The organism is Pseudomonas sp. S3_B11 (genome assembly GCF_054667715.1).
In genome coordinates this window covers 703,222-722,237 of sequence record NZ_CP162749.1, presented here as the reverse complement: position 1 = coordinate 722,237, position 19,016 = coordinate 703,222, and the positions used below count along the sequence as shown (strand labels likewise).

Annotated in this window: 18 protein-coding genes and 1 pseudogene; 7 read left to right on the top strand and 12 right to left on the bottom strand. The window is 58.0% G+C overall.

Annotation, left to right across the window (positions count from 1 at the left end):
• Positions 1-149: 149 nt before the first annotated feature.
• The 7 genes from AB4O22_RS03335 to acs form a co-directional block, all read right to left on the bottom strand.
• On the bottom strand, positions 150-1,370 hold the full coding sequence (locus tag AB4O22_RS03335; protein ID WP_223472668.1) for an aspartate aminotransferase family protein: 1,221 nt from the start codon (positions 1,368-1,370) through the stop codon (positions 150-152).
• A gap of 391 nt (positions 1,371-1,761) precedes the next feature.
• Positions 1,762-2,742, bottom strand: a complete 981-nt coding sequence (gene argR / locus AB4O22_RS03330; protein WP_003204794.1) for a transcriptional regulator ArgR — start codon at positions 2,740-2,742, stop codon at positions 1,762-1,764.
• 113 nt (positions 2,743-2,855) lie between these two features.
• Positions 2,856-3,620: an ABC transporter ATP-binding protein gene (locus tag AB4O22_RS03325; RefSeq protein ID WP_003204797.1), complete on the bottom strand. Its 765-nt coding sequence runs from the start codon at positions 3,618-3,620 to the stop codon at positions 2,856-2,858.
• A 56-nt stretch (positions 3,621-3,676) separates the two neighbouring features.
• The gene (locus tag AB4O22_RS03320; protein WP_003204798.1) at positions 3,677-4,375 is read right to left on the bottom strand and encodes an ABC transporter permease; all 699 of its coding nucleotides are present in this window, start codon (positions 4,373-4,375) and stop codon (positions 3,677-3,679) included.
• Complete coding sequence (locus AB4O22_RS03315; RefSeq protein ID WP_003204800.1) at positions 4,372-5,061, bottom strand: ABC transporter permease; 690 nt, start codon at positions 5,059-5,061, stop codon at positions 4,372-4,374. Before AB4O22_RS03315 ends, AB4O22_RS03320 begins: the two co-directional genes overlap by 4 nt.
• A gap of 90 nt (positions 5,062-5,151) precedes the next feature.
• A complete protein-coding gene (locus tag AB4O22_RS03310) occupies positions 5,152-5,925 on the bottom strand; it encodes an ABC transporter substrate-binding protein (RefSeq protein WP_223472670.1) in 774 nt (257 codons plus the stop codon).
• A gap of 671 nt (positions 5,926-6,596) precedes the next feature.
• Positions 6,597-8,552 (bottom strand): acetate--CoA ligase, encoded by a 1,956-nt coding sequence (acs, locus tag AB4O22_RS03305; RefSeq protein ID WP_003204805.1) that lies wholly within the window; start codon positions 8,550-8,552, stop codon positions 6,597-6,599.
• A gap of 419 nt (positions 8,553-8,971) precedes the next feature.
• On the opposite strand from acs, the gene AB4O22_RS03300 reads away from it, so the two are divergent.
• The 5 genes and pseudogenes from AB4O22_RS03300 (at position 8,972) to AB4O22_RS03280 (ending at position 12,560) form a co-directional block, all read left to right on the top strand.
• Positions 8,972-9,235: a DUF2790 domain-containing protein gene (locus tag AB4O22_RS03300; protein ID WP_003204807.1), complete on the top strand. Its 264-nt coding sequence runs from the start codon at positions 8,972-8,974 to the stop codon at positions 9,233-9,235.
• Positions 9,236-9,266: 31 nt separating this feature from the next.
• Positions 9,267-9,482: a hypothetical protein gene (locus tag AB4O22_RS03295; protein ID WP_003204810.1), complete on the top strand. Its 216-nt coding sequence runs from the start codon at positions 9,267-9,269 to the stop codon at positions 9,480-9,482.
• Between the two features lie 489 nt (positions 9,483-9,971).
• Positions 9,972-11,219: a ribonucleotide-diphosphate reductase subunit beta gene (locus tag AB4O22_RS03290; protein ID WP_003204812.1), complete on the top strand. Its 1,248-nt coding sequence runs from the start codon at positions 9,972-9,974 to the stop codon at positions 11,217-11,219.
• Positions 11,220-11,607: 388 nt separating this feature from the next.
• A pseudogene (locus tag AB4O22_RS03285) lies at positions 11,608-12,118 on the top strand (BRO-N domain-containing protein).
• 250 nt (positions 12,119-12,368) lie between these two features.
• On the top strand, positions 12,369-12,560 hold the full coding sequence (locus tag AB4O22_RS03280) for a DNA-binding protein (RefSeq protein ID WP_080675449.1): 192 nt from the start codon (positions 12,369-12,371) through the stop codon (positions 12,558-12,560).
• Here the strand turns inward: AB4O22_RS03280 and AB4O22_RS03275 are convergent.
• From AB4O22_RS03275 to AB4O22_RS03265, 3 genes are all read right to left on the bottom strand, one after another.
• Positions 12,532-12,777, bottom strand: a complete 246-nt coding sequence (locus AB4O22_RS03275) for a type II toxin-antitoxin system Phd/YefM family antitoxin (protein WP_029866779.1) — start codon at positions 12,775-12,777, stop codon at positions 12,532-12,534. The two genes, AB4O22_RS03280 and AB4O22_RS03275, sit on opposite strands and share 29 nt — an antisense overlap.
• 95 nt (positions 12,778-12,872) lie before the next feature.
• Positions 12,873-13,286 (bottom strand): helix-turn-helix domain-containing protein, encoded by a 414-nt coding sequence (locus tag AB4O22_RS03270; RefSeq protein WP_223472673.1) that lies wholly within the window; start codon positions 13,284-13,286, stop codon positions 12,873-12,875.
• Positions 13,283-14,599 carry a type II toxin-antitoxin system HipA family toxin gene (locus tag AB4O22_RS03265; protein ID WP_223472674.1) on the bottom strand — a complete coding sequence of 439 codons (1,317 nt, stop codon included), beginning with the start codon at positions 14,597-14,599 and terminating at the stop codon, positions 13,283-13,285. Before AB4O22_RS03265 ends, AB4O22_RS03270 begins: the two co-directional genes overlap by 4 nt.
• Before the next feature lie 349 nt (positions 14,600-14,948).
• Between AB4O22_RS03265 and AB4O22_RS03260 the strand changes: the two genes are divergently transcribed.
• Complete coding sequence (locus tag AB4O22_RS03260) at positions 14,949-15,941, top strand: hypothetical protein (RefSeq protein ID WP_223472675.1); 993 nt, start codon at positions 14,949-14,951, stop codon at positions 15,939-15,941.
• On the opposite strand, the gene AB4O22_RS03255 is transcribed toward AB4O22_RS03260, so the two are convergent.
• Together AB4O22_RS03255 and AB4O22_RS03250 are read right to left on the bottom strand one after the other, a co-directional pair.
• A complete protein-coding gene (locus AB4O22_RS03255; RefSeq protein WP_460095862.1) occupies positions 15,938-17,134 on the bottom strand; it encodes an RsiV family protein in 1,197 nt (398 codons plus the stop codon). The genes AB4O22_RS03260 and AB4O22_RS03255 overlap by 4 nt on opposite strands.
• 125 nt (positions 17,135-17,259) lie before the next feature.
• Entirely contained in the window at positions 17,260-18,075 is an 816-nt protein-coding gene (locus AB4O22_RS03250) for a sulfite exporter TauE/SafE family protein (RefSeq protein WP_223472677.1), read from the bottom strand.
• Between the two features lie 112 nt (positions 18,076-18,187).
• Here AB4O22_RS03250 and AB4O22_RS03245 point away from each other — a divergent pair, with 112 nt between their 5' ends.
• Positions 18,188-18,964, top strand: a complete 777-nt coding sequence (locus AB4O22_RS03245) for an AraC family transcriptional regulator (protein ID WP_460095861.1) — start codon at positions 18,188-18,190, stop codon at positions 18,962-18,964.
• Positions 18,965-19,016 lie beyond the last annotated feature (52 nt).

The following is a 19,016-nucleotide window of genomic DNA, read 5'->3' as shown; positions in this document are numbered from 1 at the left end:
GCATCTGCGGCGGTCTTCGATTTTTCAACCGCTGCAAGACTCCTGTGGGAGCGAGCTTGCTCGCGATAGCGCAGTGTCAGCCAACATTCATTTCACTGAGGCACCGCTATCGCGAGCAAGCTCGCTCCCACAAGGGGTCCGACTCAGCCTTAGGCTTGCGTCAACTTCGCCACGGCCCGCTCGAAGCGGTCCAGGCCTTCGTCGATATCGGCGTCTTCCACCACCAGGCTCGGAGCAAAGCGAATCACGTCCGGGCCGGCTTGCAGGATCATCAGGCCTTCCTGTTCGGCGGCGTTGAAGATGTCCTTGGCCTTGCCTTTCCAAGAGTCGTTCAGCACGCAGCCGATCAGCAGGCCCAGGCCGCGCACTTGAGTGAACAGGCCATACTTCTCGCCGATCTGCTCCAGGCGCGCCTTGAACTTGGCGTGCTTGGCTTTGACACCCGCCAGCACTTCAGGGGTATTGACCACATCGATCACCGCCTCGGCCACCGCGCAGGCCAGCGGGTTACCGCCATAAGTGGTGCCGTGGGTGCCGACGACCAGGTGCTTGGCCAGCGCTTCGGTGGTGAGCATCGCCGCGATCGGGAAACCACCGCCCAGGCTCTTGGCGCTGGTGAGGATGTCCGGGACCACGCCGTAATGCATGTAGGCGAACAGGTGGCCGCTGCGGCCCATGCCGGTCTGCACTTCATCGAACACCAACAGCGCGTCGTGGGCATCGCACAGGTCGCGGGCGCCTTGCAGGTAGGCCTGCTCGGCTGGCAGTACACCGCCCTCGCCCTGGATCGGTTCCAGCACCACGGCGCAGGTCTTGTCCGAAATAGCGGCTTTCAAAGCAGCCAGGTCGTTGTAAGGAACGTGGGTGATGCCAGTAATTTTAGGACCAAAGCCGTCGGAGTACTTCGACTGCCCGCCGACGTTGACGGTGAACAGGGTACGACCGTGGAAGCTATTGAGCGCGGCGATGATTTCGTACTTTTCGCTGCCGAAACGATCGAACGCGACGCGACGGGCCAGCTTGAAGGCGGCCTCGTTGGCTTCGGCGCCGGAGTTGCAGAAAAACGCGCGCTCGGCAAAGGTCGCGTTGACCAACTTATGGGCCAGGCGCAGGGCCGGCTCGTTGGTGAATACGTTGGACACGTGCCACAGCTTGTTGGCCTGTTCGGTCAGTGCACCGACCAGTGCCGGGTGGGCATGGCCCAGTACGTTGACTGCGATACCGCCAGCAAAGTCGATCAACTCACGACCGGATTGGTCCCATACGCGGGAACCGGCGCCACGCACAGGTATGAAGGCAGCAGGTGCATAGTTGGGAACCATAACCTGGTCGAAATCGGCGCGTTGTACCGCGGCTTGCTCAACGGACATCGGAGTCTCCTGATGAGGAACACCCGCCTGGAACTGGCGGGCTTGGTAAGGATTGTAAGGACAGTTTTCAGCCCGGCCTTGCCGCCAAGCGACAACTTCTTATAGCGCCAACCCACGTTTTTCGCGGGTTTACGGCAATGCGACAAATAGCGTCGCAAAGGCGCAGTTTAAACGTTGTGGCGGGATTTGAGGTGTCGGCATCTACGTGCGGCGAGGAATATATCTGGAGCAAAGCTTGCTCGCGATGCAGGCACCTCGGTTCACCAAGGACCGCGTCGCCTGTATCGCGGGCAAGCCTTGCTCCCACAAGTCCAGCCCCCCCCACAAGTCCTGTTCCCACAGATCTTGCTCCCACAATAAATCCCCTCGCCACAGAGAGGTTGTGCCTGCCCTACCCGCGCTCGGACGGCACCGAGGACAATTCGAACGGGCTGCTGCTGCGTCGCTGGTTGCGGTCTTCCCGCGGTGTGGCGCCGAAGAAGTTGCGGTAGGCGCTGGAGAAGTGTGGCCCTGAGGAGAAGCCGCAGGACAGGCCGATCTGGATGATGGATTTGCTGGTCTGCATCAGCATCTGCCGGGCCTTGTTCAGGCGCAGCTCCAGGTAATACTGGCTGGGCACGCGATTGAGGTATTGCTTGAAGATCCGCTCCAGTTGCCGACGGGATACGCAGACATGCTGGGCGATCTCGTCGGTGGTCAGCGGCTCTTCGATGTTGGCTTCCATCAGCAGCACCGCCTGGGTGAGCTTTGGATGACTGGAGCCAAGGCGGTTCTGCAACGGGATGCGTTGACGCTCGCCACCCTCGCGAATGCGCTCGACCACCAATTCTTCCGACACCGCACCGGCCAGTTCCGCGCCGTGATCGCGGGCCAGCACCGCCAGCAACAGGTCGAGTACCGACATGCCGCCGCAAGCGCTCAGGCGATCGCGATCCCAGTCAAACAGATGGCTGGTGGCGATGACCTTGGGGAAGCGCTCGGAGAAATCGTCCTGCCAGCGCCAATGCACGGCGGCACGGTAACCGTCGAGCAACCCCAGTTGGGCCAGGGGATAGACACCGGCAGACAAACCGCCGATCACACAACCGGCACGCACCAGTTGCTTGAGGGCGCTGCTCAAGGGTGAGGCCAGCGCAGCCGGCGGCTCATCGGCCAGCAGGAACAGCTTCTGGAAACCTTCGAGCTTGCCGGCCCAAGGCTCGCCCGGCAGTTGCCAGGCGCCATCGGCCGGTGGTTCGGCCTGCAAGAACGACAGTTCGTAGACCACATCCGGATGCACCCGCTGAGCAACACGCAAGGCCTCCTCGGCCAGCGCCAGCGTCAAGGCTTTAGTGCTGGGCCAAATCAGGAAACCTATTCGATGGGCAGTCATGGCGGGCGATCCGAAGCGAAAACAGTGTTAAAGCCAAAAGCGGCTGCAACCAAATTAGACCATCTGGCGCGCGGTGCGCAGCATGACCCAAATCAGGTGCGTAACGGGAGCGATTACTTGAGGCTGCCCGACAGAAATTGTTGCAAGCGCTCGGATTGCGGATTGACCAGCACTTCGCGCGGGTTGCCGCTTTCTTCGACGATGCCTTTGTGCAAGAACACCAGTTGGTTCGACACTTCACGGGCAAAGCCCATTTCGTGGGTCACCACCACCATGGTCCGGCCTTCCAGGGCCAGAGCCTGCATCACCTTGAGCACGTCGCCTACCAGTTCCGGGTCCAGAGCCGAGGTCGGCTCGTCGAACAACATCACCTCCGGCTCCATCGCCAGCGCACGGGCAATCGCCACACGCTGCTGCTCGCCGCCGGACATATGGCCCGGGTAGGCATCCTTGCGATGAGCCACGCCAACCTTGTTCAGGTAGTGCTCGGCCTTCTCCCGCGCTTCAGCCTTGGACACGCCCAGCACATGCACCGGCGCTTCCATGATGTTTTCCAGCGCAGTCATGTGGGACCACAGGTTGAAATGCTGGAACACCATCGACAGCCGCGAACGCATGCGCTGCAGTTGCTTGGGGTCCGCGGCCTTCAACGCGCCGTCCTTGCCGGCCACCAGCTTCAACTCTTCGTTGTTGAGCAGGATCTTGCCGGCGTGGGGCTGCTCAAGCAGGTTGATGCAACGCAGGAAAGTACTCTTGCCGGAGCCACTGGAGCCGATGATGCTGATCACATCGCCAGCGGCGGCTTTCAGGGACACGCCCTTGAGCACTTCGTGACTGCCATAGCGTTTATGCAGGTCTTGGACTTCAAGCTTGTACATGCGGTCGGTTCTCACAAAACGTCAGTCGTTGAGCAGTCGATCGGATCGATGCGTTATCAGTGCTTGCGCGGGGCCAGGTAACCCAGCCAGCGGCGCTCGGCCAGTTTGAACAGGCGCACCAGGATGAAGGTCAGGCACAGGTAGAAAACGCCGGCCGTGATGTAGGCCTCGAACGGCAAGTAGTACTGCGCGTTCACCGTGCGCGCGGCACCGGTGATGTCGATCAGGGTCACGATGGATGCCAGGCTGGTGGTCTGCAACATCATGATCACTTCGTTGCTGTATTGCGGCAGCGCCCGACGCAAGGCCGATGGCAGCAGGATCCGGCGATACAGCTTGTAGCGCGACATGCCCATGGCCTTGGCCGCTTCGATCTCACCGTTGGGCGTGGCCCGCAGGCTGCCGGCGATGATTTCGGCGGTGTAGGCGCTGGTGTTGATGGCGAACGCCAGGCAGGCGCAGAAGGTTGCGCTGGACAGCCACGGCCAGAGGAAGCTTTCGCGAACGATCGCGAACTGCGCCAGCCCGTAGTAGATCAGGAACAGCTGGACCAGCATCGGCGTGCCGCGGATCACGTAGGTGTAGAGCCACGCCGTCATGTTGACGACCGGCTGCTTGGACACCCGCATCAGTCCCAGGGGCAACGCCGCCAACAGACCGAAGAACAGCGACAGGGCCAACAGCTTCAGGGTGGTCAGCAAGCCACTGAAATACAGCGGCAAGGCTTCATAGATGACGTTGTAGTCGAAGATCATAGATCAGCCGCCCTTACGCCTACCGAGTAGCGCTTCTCAAGGTGACGCAATGCCAGCAACGAGACGCTGGTGATCACCAGGTACATCGCCGCCACTGCGAGGAAGAAGGTGAAAGGCTCGCGCGTGGCATCTGCCGCCTGCTTGGCCTTGAACATCATGTCTTGCAGGCCCACCACCGAAATCAGCGCGGTCGCCTTGGTCAGCACCAGCCAGTTGTTGGTGAAGCCCGGGATCGCCAGGCGAATCATCTGCGGCACCAGCACCCGGAAAAACACCTGGAAACCGTTCATGCCGTACGCCATGCCCGCCTCGGCCTGCCCCTTGGGGATCGCCATGAAGGCACCGCGGAAGGTTTCCGACAGGTAGGCACCGAAGATGAAGCCCAGGGTACCAATACCGGCCGCCAGCGGGTTCAGGTCGATGTAGTCGTCGTAACCGAGCATCGGCGCCACGCGGTTGAGCAGGTCCTGGCCGCCGTAGAAAATCAGCAGGATCAGCACCAGGTCGGGAATACCGCGAATGACCGTGGCATACAGGTCGCCCAGCCACGCCAGCCAGCGCACCGGAGAGAGGCGCAACGCAACGCCGATCAACCCCAGGACGATGGCCAGGGCCATGGACGACAAGGCGAGCTCAAGCGTCAACCATGCGCCATCGAGGATGACAGCCCCGTAGCCTTTCAACATGATTCAGGTCCTCGAAAGTGGGATGAAAAAATGGCGCAAACCGCAGAGATCCTGTTGCTTGCGCCATTTCGCACGAGTGGCGGGACGTCGTTACTTGCCGTAGATGTCGAAAGCGAAGTATTTGTCCTGGATTTGCTTGTACTTGCCGTTCTCGCGAATGGCCGCGATCGCGCCGCTGATCTTGTCCTTCAACGCGTCGCCCTTGCGCACCGCGATGCCGACGCCGTCGCCGAAGTACTTGACGTCGGTAAAGGCCGGGCCGACGAACGCGAAGCCCTTGCCGGCATCGGTCTTGAGAAAGCCGTCATCCAACAGCGTAGCGTCTGCCACGGTGCCGTCGAGACGACCAGCGGACACGTCCAGGTAGATCTCGTTCTGCGAACCGTATGGCTTGATCTCGGCACCCAGCGGGGCCAGGACTTCACGGGCGAAACGCTCGTGGATCGAACCACGCTGCACGCCGATGTTCTTGCCCTTGAGCTCGGCCAGGCCGTCGCTGACCTGGGTACCGGCCTTCATCACCAGACGGGCCGGGGTGTTGTAGTACTTGTTGGTGAAATCAACCGACTTCTTGCGATCTTCGGTGATCGACATGGACGACAGGATCGCGTCGATCTTGCGGACCTTGAGCGCCGGGATCAGGCCGTCGAACTCTTGCTCGACCCACACGCACTTGACCTTCATCTCTTCGCACAGCGCATTGCCGATGTCGTAGTCGAAACCGACGATGCTGCCATCCGGAGCTTTCGAGGCGAACGGAGGGTAAGCCGCTTCGATACCAATCTTCAGGGGCTTCTCATCAGCGAAGGTCGGCAGGGACAGCACGGACAGTGCCAGGGCGCCAAGCAGCACAAGTTTCTTCATCTTGGGACTCCATCGGTAAAGGGCAAAAACGGCAGAGTGAGCAACAGCCCAATATGCGAATGGGTGAAACGAACTTTGGTGCTGCGTCCTAGGAAGCTCACGTTTTATTCAACACGAGCCACGACGAGCGAGTGATCGGCATTCTAACGACAGGCCCGAAGCCGATATTTCTTCAATGCGACAACAAATTACAGAAGCACCGAGAAAGCTGTTCGAGCGCATTGACAGCCCCGCAAATTCATGCAAGAGCAAAAGAAGGGAAACCGATCTATGCTGCAAATAGCGGGCCCATTATTCGCAAACCCTTCTAATCCGGCAAGCACAGCGTGTCGGCTTATTTTGGGAGACGCCTGGAACCGCCCTGTAATGGGGCTTGGCGTTTCACATCGCCCCGCTGTGGCGCCTTTGGTTACACATTTCGAAACACCGGTAACGTTCAGACACCTCCTACTTTGAAGGTCGATATTTATTCATCCATTCGCACGAGCCAGGCCTGATCGTTCCCACGCTCTGCGTGGGCACGCCTCTACGGACGCTCCGCGTTCGACTTCTGGAGAGGAACGCGGAGCATCCCGGGCTGCATTCCCACGCGGAGCGGGGAACGATTATTCGAAATAAAAAAGCCCCGCTCGGTACTACCGGGCGGGGCTTTTCGGTTTTACACGCTACCGTCAGGCAACGTTCATGGTCTTGTGCGTCTCGATCAGATGTGCCACCACACCCGGATCAGCCAGGGTGGAGATATCACCCAACCCGTCGTACTCCGCCGTGGCGATCTTGCGCAGGATGCGGCGCATGATCTTGCCGGAGCGGGTTTTCGGCAGCCCCGGCGCCCACTGGATCACATCCGGCGAAGCAATCGGACCGATCTCCTTGCGCACCCAGTTCTTCAGTTCCAGGCGCAGGGCCTCGCTGGTTTCTTCGCCGGCATTGAGGGTGACATAGACGTAGATGCCCTGCCCCTTGATGTCGTGCGGCACACCGACCACCGCCGCTTCGGCGACTTTCGGGTGGGCGACCATGGCGCTCTCGATCTCGGCAGTACCCATGCGGTGGCCGGACACGTTGAGCACGTCATCCACCCGACCGGTGATCCAGTAGTAGCCATCCTCGTCGCGACGCGCACCGTCACCGGTGAAGTACATGCCGCTGAAGGTCTTGAAGTAGGTGTCGACAAAACGGTCATGGTCGCCGTACAGCGTACGCGCCTGGCCTGGCCACGAATCGAGGATCACCAGGTTGCCTTCGGCCGCGCCTTCGATCAGGTTGCCAAGGTTGTCCACCAACGCCGGCACCACGCCGAAGAACGGACGCGTGGCCGAACCTGGCTTCAACGCCGTGGCGCCTGGCAGCGGGCTGATCAGCACGCCGCCGGTTTCGGTCTGCCACCAGGTATCGACGATCGGGCAACGCTCCTTGCCGACATTCTTGTAGTACCAGTCCCAGGCTTCCGGGTTGATCGGCTCGCCCACCGAACCCAACAGGCGCAGGCTGCTGCCGTCAGCACCTTCGACGGCGGCGGTGCCCGAGGCCATCATCGCGCGGATGGCGGTCGGCGCGGTGTAGAGAATGCTGACCTTGTGCTTGTCGATGACCTTGGCCACCCGGGTGATGTCCGGGTAGTTCGGCACGCCTTCGAACAGCAGCGTGGTCGCGCCATTGGCCAGCGGGCCGTAGACGATATAGCTGTGGCCGGTGACCCAACCCACGTCGGCGGTGCACCAGTAGACCTCGCCTGGCTTGTAGTCGAACACCCGCTCATGGGTCAGCGCCGCGTACAGCAAGTAGCCGGCCGTGGTGTGCTGCACGCCCTTGGGCTTGCCAGTGGAACCGGAGGTGTAGAGGATGAACAGCGCTTCCTCGGCACCCATTTCCTTCGGCGCGCAAACGGTACCGGCCACTTTCATCAGGTCTTCGTACCAGATGTCGCGGTGCTGGTTCCACTTGATGCCGCCACCGGTGCGCTTGCACACGATGACCTTCTGGATGCTGCTGGTTTCCGGGTTGGTCAACGCGTCATCGACGTTGGCCTTGAGCGGGATCTTCTTGCCGGCGCGAACGCCTTCGTCGGCGGTGATCACCACTTTGGATTTGCAGTCGATGATCCGGCCTGCCAGCGCTTCAGGCGAGAAACCGCCGAACACCACCGAGTGAATCGCACCGATCCGGGCACAGGCCAGCATCGCGACCACGGCTTCAGGGATCATCGGCATGTAGATGGTCACCACGTCGCCGCGGTGCACGTCCTGGCCGCGCAGGGCGTTGGCGAACTTGCAGACTTCTTCATGCAGCTCGCGATAGGTGATGTTGCGGCTCTCGGCAGGGTCATCGCCCTCCCAGATAATCGCAATCTGATCGCCGCGCTCGGCCAGGTGACGGTCGAGGCAGTTGTAGGAAACGTTCAGGGTGCCGTCGGCGAACCACTTGATGTCGACATGGTGATCGTCGAAGGACGTCTGCTTCACCGTGGTGAAAGGCTTGATCCAATCGAGGCGCTTGGCCTGCTCGCGCCAGAAGCCGTCCGGGTTGACGACCGACTGCTGGTACATGGCCTTGTAGGTCGCCTCGTCAGTCAGCGTATTGGCCGCAACCTCGGGACGAACGGGATACACAGAAGCCGCACTCATCTTTCTTACCTCGGTGAATAGTTGTTTTTGTATGATCCCGTTGTAGCCCGGGGCGGGCCTATAGAACCATTCGACGATGGTAGTAACAAGTCCCTACAAAATGTCGGTACTAACGTGCAATCCCACCAAATCCCCTGTGGGAGCGCGCTTGCTCGCGATAGCGCCTGCCCATCCAATATCAATTCACCAGACAGCCACCGACTCCCAGTCGATTATTACCAGATCAACCAACAGTGTTTATCAAAACCGAGTCTGTTTACCCCCACCCTCACCTTCTAAAATCCACCTCGCCAACCGGCAAACACGATTAGCGCAACACAGCCCCCACGAAGGCCGTTAATCAAACTTCCAAAATCAGCTCCACACGCAACCCTAAAAAGGTTGCGTGACCCCACTCGACTTCAAGAAAGGTGAATTAGATGAAAGCTTTATGGGTTCTGGTCCTCGGCAGCCTTTGCGCCACCGCGATGGCAGACGAGCTCCCGACCGATGCTGCACAGCAAAAACCGGCCATCGAGGAGTACACCTACTCCACCCACCTGGACATCGCCAAAGTCATCTCCATGAGCGAAATCCCGAACGTCTGCGAAGTGGTCCCGGCGAAGATGGAATACGACGATTCCAAGGGCCAACGCCACATCCTGCGCTACAGCGTCATGGGCAATGGCTGCTCCAACGGCTGATCAACGTCATCGAACCAGGAACAACTACCAAATGAAAAGCAGATTGATCTTCGCCCTTGCCCTGTCCGTGCTGGCCACCAATACTTTCGCCGCCGACGGTTTTGATCGCACCGGTTCCGCAGCCGCGATCAAGGGTTACGACCAGACGGATTCCGCCACGATCGCCAGTGACGATCACGCCAACACTGACCCCACCGCGGTGGCTAGCGACGGCAGCGATCACACCGGTTCGGCCCATATCGATTGATCATTACTGACATTTTCCACGGCCCGGTTTCGATCGGGCCTGGTTGTGTCTAGAACCGCTTAAACCCCTCCGCAAACACAACATGTAGTGCAAACACGCAAAAAACGCTCGTTTTTTGATCAAAAAAAACTGCAATACGATCCATGCAAAAAAAATCTTCAGCGGCCAAAGCCTTGTAAACCCTCGCTCCCATGCGGATATGCCGCCCACTACCCCTTCTGTGAGCTATTTCGTCGCAGCACGTAGGCAAAAAAGTCCTTATAATGCCGCGTTAAACGGGCCTGCAATATTCCCTTACAGGGGATCACGCCTACCTGGAGCCCACGCAGAGGCCAATCGCCTCCTCGCGTTCACAGCCGCTCCGGAATGACCCGTACATTTTTCTGTTTATTGCCTGCGTCAGCTGCTGCAACAAACGATTTTTCAAGATCCACCGCGGCCAGTAGGCCTTCATCGGGCATCTGGCCCTCACGCAGGAGACGACACGTCATGCTGAGCTGGGACGAATTCGACAAAGAAGACGGCGAAGTTGCTGTAAAAGGCGCAAACGCCGGCCACGCTTCTGAAGCCAACATGGACCGCCTCGACAGCGCCGGCGGTGCCGCCGCCCTGGAAGCCCGGGCCGTGACAGCCAGCGACTCGGCCGCGATCATTCGCGCCAAGGCCGCCCTCGACAAACTCGACGTCGCCGAAGGCCTCGCCGAACTCGAAGGCGCCTCCGCCCGTGTCGCCGTCGATGAAAAGCGCATGATCAACTGCCGCGCCGACCTCAACCAGCTCGTGCCATTCAAATACGACTGGGCCTGGCAGAAGTACCTGGACGGCTGCGCAAACCACTGGATGCCGCAAGAAGTCAACATGACCGCCGACATCGCCCTCTGGAAAAACCCGGAAGGCCTGACCGACGACGAGCGCCGCATCGTGATGCGCAACCTGGGCTTCTTCTCCACCGCCGACTCCCTGGTTGCCAACAACCTGGTCCTGGCCGTGTACCGCCTGATCACCAACCCGGAATGCCGCCAGTACATCCTGCGCCAGGCGTTCGAAGAGGCGATCCACACCCACGCTTACCAGTACTGCATCGAATCGCTGGCCATGGATGAAGGCGAGATCTTCAACATGTACCACGAGATCCCATCGGTCGCGAAAAAAGCCGCCTGGGGCCTGAAATACACCCGTTCGATCTCCGATCCGAAGTTCGAAACCGGCACCCCGGACACCGACAAAGAACTGCTGCGCAACCTGATCGCTTACTACTGCGTCCTGGAAGGCATCTTCTTCTACTGCGGCTTCACCCAGATCCTCTCCATGGGCCGCCGCAACAAAATGACCGGCGTCGCCGAGCAGTTCCAGTACATCCTGCGCGACGAATCCATGCACCTGAACTTCGGCATCGACGTGATCAACCAGATCAAAATCGAAAACCCACACCTGTGGGATGCCGAGATGAAGGAAGAAGCGACCCAGATGATCCTGCAAGGGACCCAGCTGGAGATCGAATACGCCCGCGACACCATGCCTCGCGGCGTGCTGGGCATGAACGCGGCGATGATGGAGGACTACCTCAAGTTCATCGCTAACCGTCGCCTGTCGCAGATTGGCCTTAAAGAAGAGTACCCAGGGACGACTAACCCGTTCCCTTGGATGAGCGAAATCATGGACTTGAAGAAAGAGAAGAATTTCTTTGAGACTCGGGTGATTGAGTATCAGACCGGTGGGGCTTTGAGCTGGGATTGATTTGAAAGAAAAATCCTAGGCTGCACACGTAACTAAAACCCCGTGAAAACGGGGTTTTTGTATTCAACGGAACCAAAGCCGCGTTTAACTTCAGGACAGGCACGCCACCTCTGCCCTACGAAAAACTCAGAATCTTTCCGCATTGACGCCGTATCGCCTCGTTACTTATCTTAGTCGCAGGTGCCTAAGAAACGCCCAACGTAGTAGCTAATCGCCGAACATAGAACCGCGTACTGTCTAAGGACATTTGCAACTCTATGTGGAGAAATAGCTAGTTGGGATTTTTCTTACATCCTCTACGTCGGGCTCGCGCCGCTAACCTTTGAACGTAGAGGTCGTTATGCCCACAAAAATTTCACCCTGCTCTCCGTATACCTCGGAGACCCATCTGCCTGATGCTTATATTCCGATCGCTTTCACCCGTCACAACCTCCATCTGCATACCCTCTTGGTTGAAAACCAAGCTTGGTTCAGCGCCTCGGATTTGGGGCGGTTGATGAGCAAGCACCTTGATGAACGCATGACGCGCAAGCTTGACCCTGACCAGCGCCGGATGATGCCCGTGCATGTCCACGGTTTGACTGAAGAGCGTCTGATGTTGAGCGAGTCAGGCGTCTATGCCATTGCTGGTTTATCACTACTGCCCTGAATATCGATTGCTGCGTGAGTGGATCACGCATCAGGTAGTGCCAACCCTGCGGGATGAGCGCTATTCGCATAAGGTGGAACGGCCTACGTTGAGCGTGTTGGATTGGCCGAAGATGTCGCTCTGCATGCTGCACTGGCAGGATGAGCCATGGATTCGCCTGCGGGATATGCCCGCGGTGCTGGTGGATGATCCGTTTAGCCAGCATGAATCCTGGTGGCGGAAAGCTTCTCGGATTTTGCGAGGGTTTTGAGAATCAATCGGAAGCCGTCGTCCGTGTTCGGGCGGCGGTTTTTGTTGGGAATATTGAATTGGGGCTGCTGCGCAGCCCAGCGGGAGCAAGCTCCCTCGCCACAGGTGTCAGGTCACAGGTTGGTGTAGGGCTTGGTTGCTGCGTTGTTTTGAAGATCGCGGGCGGGTTCCCACGCTTTGGCAGTGTGGAATAGTGGTTGCGGGAAACGCCCAGTTTTTGTTGGACGAAAAAGGACATATGGGGATATGCAATGACGAACAAAATCAAAAGTGAGGCCTTCGAATCGATTCACAGCTCGGCCGAAGCGCTGCTGAAAATCGGTGCTATCGACAAGGCCACCATGCGAGAGTTTGACGAGGCCTGCATGGCTGAGGTATCTGCTGAAATCTCAGATCAGGAAGATTCGTCTGCACTCAGAGCCGACCCTCAAAACCCTCGATGATGTCCTCGGGGGTGCGCTCAAAATCCGCCGGCATCCGAATCTTTCCCTTCAACCGCCCAGGCTTGCGTGTCTGCGGTGTATCGATATGGGGCAGCAGATCCAGATAAGGCTTGCCGGCCTTGGTGATCACCACCTTGTCGCCCAGCCATGCACGTGCCCCCAGTTGTAAGAGCTGGGACTTTGCTTCTTGCAGGGTTACTTGCACCTGTTCACTCATACATCGCCTCCATGGATTTAGCTGACCAAGCTTGAGCGTTCGATAGACTCGATCTGACGCATCTAGTCTCTGTCTTGAGGATTTTGCCTCATCGCTTATTCAGTCCGCCCCATGTCGCTATTCTTACTCTTCGCAATAACACTACGGAGCGGTCCTCCGTTTTTGCGTTTTGGATTGGCACCGCGAACGGGCATTTTGGAAACCAGATTTGGCTGCCTGAGCGGCGGGGTGTAAAGGGTTGTGGCAGCCAGGGTCAGCCCCAGGCGAAGCCCGAATTTCCTGAGAATTTCGTCGATGGTGCTAATGGTTGGATTACCCTTGTCCTTCTCGATTTGGTATAGGGCCTTGGTCGACATGTTGCACATGACCGCAAAGGTTTCCTGATCCAGGCCGGTCACCTCAAGCCGTAGCCGGCGAATAGCGGTTCCCAGGGTTTCGATCCCCGTCACATGCTGCATGACGATGTCGTCAATGAGCTCCCTGCGCCGTTCGTTGGTGTTCTCTTTCATCGTAGCCCCCATTCAACCAGGCGCTTATCCAAATTGTTCAGCGGAATAGACTGAGCGCGCCTCACTTCCTCTGGAAGATCGACCAGCAGATCCGGTAAAGCTCTGAATGCCTCGGCGGCTCCAAGCAAGCGCTCGAAAAGCACGTCAGGGCTGACCAAGTCCTGGAAGTTACTGCAGATCACTTTCCAGTCTGGATTTCCCATGTGCTCGGGCTGCCATTTGGTTGCCCGAGTAACGCCTTCAGGATCGAGCACCATCGGTGCAAGGTCGTAGATCGGCGCCAGCTCGAATTTTTCCCGATATCTGAAAATGGCCGTATTGCGTCCATGGTTGTCCGAGTTTCCGAGGATACGGTTGAGCAGGTCACGACGCAGGTACTCGAATACCAATTCCTCAAGCTCACCTTCCTGCCCATTTGTACGCCACAGATGGATCAGGCGGCTGAGCACATCCTCATGATTCATTCTCGAACCAGGCTCAGTGTTCTCACACACAGAATAAATCGACTCGACCGGAATCCTTTCCACGACGCCGTCGGCGACTCGCCGATCAAAGCGAGGCATCCACAGGCTTGGCTTATCTGCCTCCTCAAGCACGAGTTCATTTGTGGATATCGTGTTCAAACCGAGTTGGGAGATCGCTTTGTAATAGTGGTACTCGGCCCGTAGGATGTTCTTGTCGCGCTCAGTCGCTTGGTTGCGAGCAAACTTCACCAACCAATGACGACGCGCAAGTTCGTCAGAAAGCATCGCATCGGCATAAAGCGCGCCATCCCCATCCTCAACCATAATCAGCTTCGGAGCTTCCCCCTGAGCGCCCGTAGCACCGCCCAGCGCAGCGCCAGATTCATAGGCGTATTCGAGGAAGTCATTTGTTCTGTCTACGATTTCTTTGCGTGCAAAGGCCTCCTTGCGAGTCTGGTCGATATGCTCGAAAGATTCCTTCACGCGCAAGTGCCCAATGGGTGAAGGTGTGCAGCGACTCAGGAGGAAAAAGCCCATGTCCATGCCATCAGGCTTTTCCCCACCGAATCGCTTTTGCAGAGATTTACGAGCAGCACCGGCCGGTATGATGTCGTAGACAAATGGGGGATAACCTTTGCTATCGACAGGGTTCCAACTCAGCGGAAGGTTTACGCTGATGGCGGGTTCGAATGGGGTCTCCAGCTTATGGATGAAATGGACCAAGTAATGTTGGTCATAAGATACGCTGCATCGCGACTCATCAACCTTCTGGGCGTTCGACACAGTGAGGACCACAGCGTCGCGCCAATGGCCTTCAACGTAAGTCTGGATAGTGAGATGCTCTGACATTTTCACCTCAACCGGAACTATGATGCTGGTTAGTCTCGCTCAAAGCCCCTATATCAGCAATATAATTCCGATTATCTGCAGAACCTAGCGATTAATCGGCATTATGATACCGATTACCCTGAGCCTGATACTGCGGAACGGGGGCCGCTTCGCAGCCCAGCGGGAGCAAGCTCCCTCGCCACAGGTTGGTGTCAGGGCGCAGGTGGGTGGCAGGCTTGATGGTTGGGTTGGGTTTGGGAATCGCGAGCAAGCTCGCTCCCACAGGGGGTTTGTGGTGTGTTGAAACTTTGGGTGCAGCCCGCCGCGTCCTTCGGTATTAATACACTTCCTCTCATGGACCCGAGCCCCGATGAAATTCGATACCGCCTACTGCCTCAGCCTCGATGCCAAGCTTTCGATCTATGACGTTCGGGATCTGAATTTCGACGAGACCATGGCCTTCGATTCGGCCAAGGAGCGCTTTCAGTGCCCCAACGATGCCTGTCGGGCGGCGTTTGATGAGGACAATCGGCTGACGACGTTCAACGCCAAGAACATCAATTACATCCGCACGCCACATTTCAAGAATCAACCGACTACCCAGCATATCGAGGGCTGTCCTTACGTCAGTCCGAAAACGCCGGGGTTGGGTGCGGAGAGTGTTGAGGCACAAACGGATGACGACCGTGAGGAGCATTTCCCGTCGGAGCTGTTGCTGACTCGGCGTCAGTACGTACGCAAGCCGTCCGATCCGTCGAAGGACGTTGAAGCAGCGACTCGGCCTACGTCGCCCACCCTATCGTCCCACGGTGATGACGTTCATTGCGCCCAGGATTCGACACCCGACAAGACCAGTGTCTTTGCCCACCCGGTGGAGTGTTTTGTGTCGAACTTCGCGGACAAGGACCTGCTCAAGCGCAAGCTGTTGAAGATTGGCGAGCACACGGCGCCCTATGGATCGTTCTTCAAGAAAATCGAGTATTTGCAGGACAACAAGGGCTTGATTTACTGGGGCAAGATCAAGGAGATCAAGGATTACACACAAAGCTTTCGCATCGATTTCGAAGCAAAGGTCTGGTTCAAGCAACCGGACGAGGCGAAGAAGAAGCCTTACTCGGTCAACGTTTACCTGAGCAAGAAGCTGATCGATAACTACCGCAAGCGCAAAGCGTTCCTGGAAGAGATCAAGCATGCCGTCGACAGTGACGCTCCGTTGTATTGCTTCTTTTATGGCGTGACGCCGGAGTTGAAACAGGTACCGAGCAAGAAGAACCCCGAACAGACGTTCGGGGTGTTCAGTGCCAATATCGAGAACCTGGATCACTTCGTTATTCGGAAAGCGCCCGGGTTGGCTGAGGGTTAGTCACCAGTCCCGGGCAATTGAAGTTTGACCGCACCGGGGTGTTGTTTTACGACTGCGTACGGCAGCACCGACCAGCCGGGGTCATCACAAACGCGTTGCGCGCGGACGAAGAACGGTCCCAAGTACAAACCTTTTTCGGTGAAGTACCAATTGGAATATCCCCAGACGCCTTCATCGGTGTAGTCGCAGCTGTCTTCATCCGTTGGTTTCAGCATCTCGTCGGGGTACAGCGTGGTGAGTTGCTTGATCAGCCATGGCGCGAATACCTCGCGTTGGTAAGTGTATCGCGCCTGGCTCTCTCCATCGGTCAACGGAGCATCACCCGCATCGTTGTGGCCGGCGTACAGCGGTGGCTTGCCTGTGCCAACCCAGAGCACATCTTCCAGCGACAAACTGTGGCCGGTGTGAGCATCGAGATTGAGCGGCGAATTGCCAAAATCCGGATGCACGCCGCCGCAGTAGTAACTTGTGGAAATGTTCAGGCTGATCACATCGGGCGATAGGAATTTGGGCGCGACACCTTGGTCGAACTCGGCATTATCCGCGCCCTGCAACAGACAGCCGTGGTAGCTGATGACTTCGGTCCAGAGCCGCCCCAACAATTGCCGATTGACCCGTTGTAGTTCGTCTTTCGAGTAGCCGGACTCGACGCTGAACATGGAAATACCGGATTGTGGCTCCGTCCACCATTGCAAGTCATGGCCCATGAAAGATTCTTTCTTGCCCGGTTTGAGTTTCAAGCCCAGCAGACGGAGATACTCATAAGGGTCACTTTTTCGCAGCTCGGCGATAACGGGGGGAAGATCAGCTCCGGGTGCAGGGAGCGTGGCTTCGGTCAACTGCACGGGCAGAACTTTGTCCTTGAGACTTTTCCATTCACCCTGCCAGCCGTTGGCCGTTTTTTGCAGCGTCAGGGTTGGCAGCGATTGGCCGTCGTCGTAACGGGTACCGCCCTCGACCAGCGTCAGGGTCTTTCCTTGCAGCGAGCCGCTCAATCCCAAGTCACGATGGTATTTCTCATAGAAATAACGACCGATGACCTCGTCCTCTTGAGCAGTGTTGAGTCCCAGCACAATCGGCATCTTGCCCAAGGTGCCGGTAAAGACGCCACTACCACCATCGGCACTGGCTGTCGAACAGAACGCGATCAGGCACACGGCGCTGGATGCGAGGAGCAACAGTCCTTTGAACATGGAATCTTCCTGGAAAAAGCGAGCGTCAGCTCACGAAATGAGTGGAGCGAAGTATGACGAATCAGCCTCATAGAATCGATATGCCACCCTCTCCCACAAAATTTTGAGCAATGCCATGCAGCAACTTACTGCACCGATATGCCCAACATCACGACGATCAACAATCCGATATAAACCCCGGCGTGAAATCGATCCGGTATCCGCCCGATCCATGGCGTAGCTAATCGAATCCCCACTAACGAGCCCAGTGTCAAAACCGCAAACGCCTGCAAATCCACATACCCAACAAACCACGGCCCCAAATCAAACTCGGTAAACCCGGCCGTGGCCATGTAAGTCAGCGTCCCGGCCACCGCAACCGGCAAACTCAGCGGGTTAGCCATGGACGTCGCGCGCGACATGTTCAGCCCGCAACGACGCAATAACGGCACGGTCATGACACTGCCACCCACGCCCAGAAAAGTAGCGATAACGCCGATGCTGATTCCGCCTGCCGATACCTCCGCCCTACCCAATCGCCGTGGGATTACAGCGTCAGCCCGTGTCAGAAAACCGCGTCTGAACAAGCAGTCCAGAATGGTTACACCCAGATAAGCGATGAAGGCATAGCGAATGACTTCGCTACTCGCCCACATCGCGGCAACGGCGCCAACGATAGCGCCCAGGCCGATGAAGCCGCCCAACGGCCACACGTAGTGGCGAATGAGGTTACCGGCGCGGTGATGCTTGGCGGTGGCGATCAGCGCGTTGACGATCATCACGCAGGTCGAGGTGGCCACGGCGATGTGCATCGCCGATTGGCCGATAGGGTCGTCAGCGCCGTGGCTGGCGGTGAGCATGCGGTATAGCAAGGGCACCACGACGAATCCGCCGCCGAAGCCGAACAACACAGCGGTGACGCCAGTCATGCAGCCGAAGAGTGCCAACAAGAGGTAGGACATCGCGCAGCTTCCGTTAATTGAGAGAGGCCGACGATAGAGCGATGGGGCTTGGCCTGCTTCAGCAAGTAAGCCAATAATGTTTGCGTTTACGCCAATCGTTGGATACCGCTCGATGCGCAATGTTTCGATTGACCTGCTGGAGGACACGCCACGGCCAGTAGTGGCTATCGGCACGGATTACCCCGACGGTCATCGGTTGCCGCGCCATACCCATCGGCGCGCGCAGTTGCTCTACGGCGCCACCGGAGTCATGCAGGTCAGCACGGCAGACGGCAACTGGGTGGTGCCGCCGCAACGGGCGGTGTGGATTCCGCCCGGGGTTGCCCATGAGGTACTGATGCTGGGCGTCAGCACTCGAAGTTTGTATATCGAACCGGCCGCGGTAACGACCATGGACGCCCGTTGCCAGGTCATCAGCGTGTCGCCCCTGATGCGCCAGTTGCTGATGGAAGCCGTGGAGCTTGTGCTGGACTATGACGAGGCTGGGCGGGACGGTGCGCTGATCGATCTGCTGCTGCACGAGCTGCTGCGCAGCGCCCATCTGCCGCTGCACCTTCCACTGCCTCAAGACCCGCGCCTGCTGGGCCTGTGCCAGGCATTTCTGAAACACCCGGACGCCCATGTCTCGCCTGTGCAATGGGAGGCGCAATTGCCTATCAGCTTGCGCTCGTTCAATCGCCTTTTTAGCCAGCAAACCGGCTTAAGTTTCAGCCAATGGCGACAACAAGCCTGCGTGATGTCGGCATTGTCCCGATTGGCCGTAGGCAATTCAGTGACCCGAATCGCCCTGGACCTGGGCTACGACAGTCCTGCGGCATTTTCCACGATGTTTCGTCGCGTACTGGGTCACGCCCCGAGCGCCTGGCTGGAGAAGACCGCCGGTCATTGATCAAAAAATGAGATTGATCGGGATTCAAAACAACTGTACAAAAACACAGTAT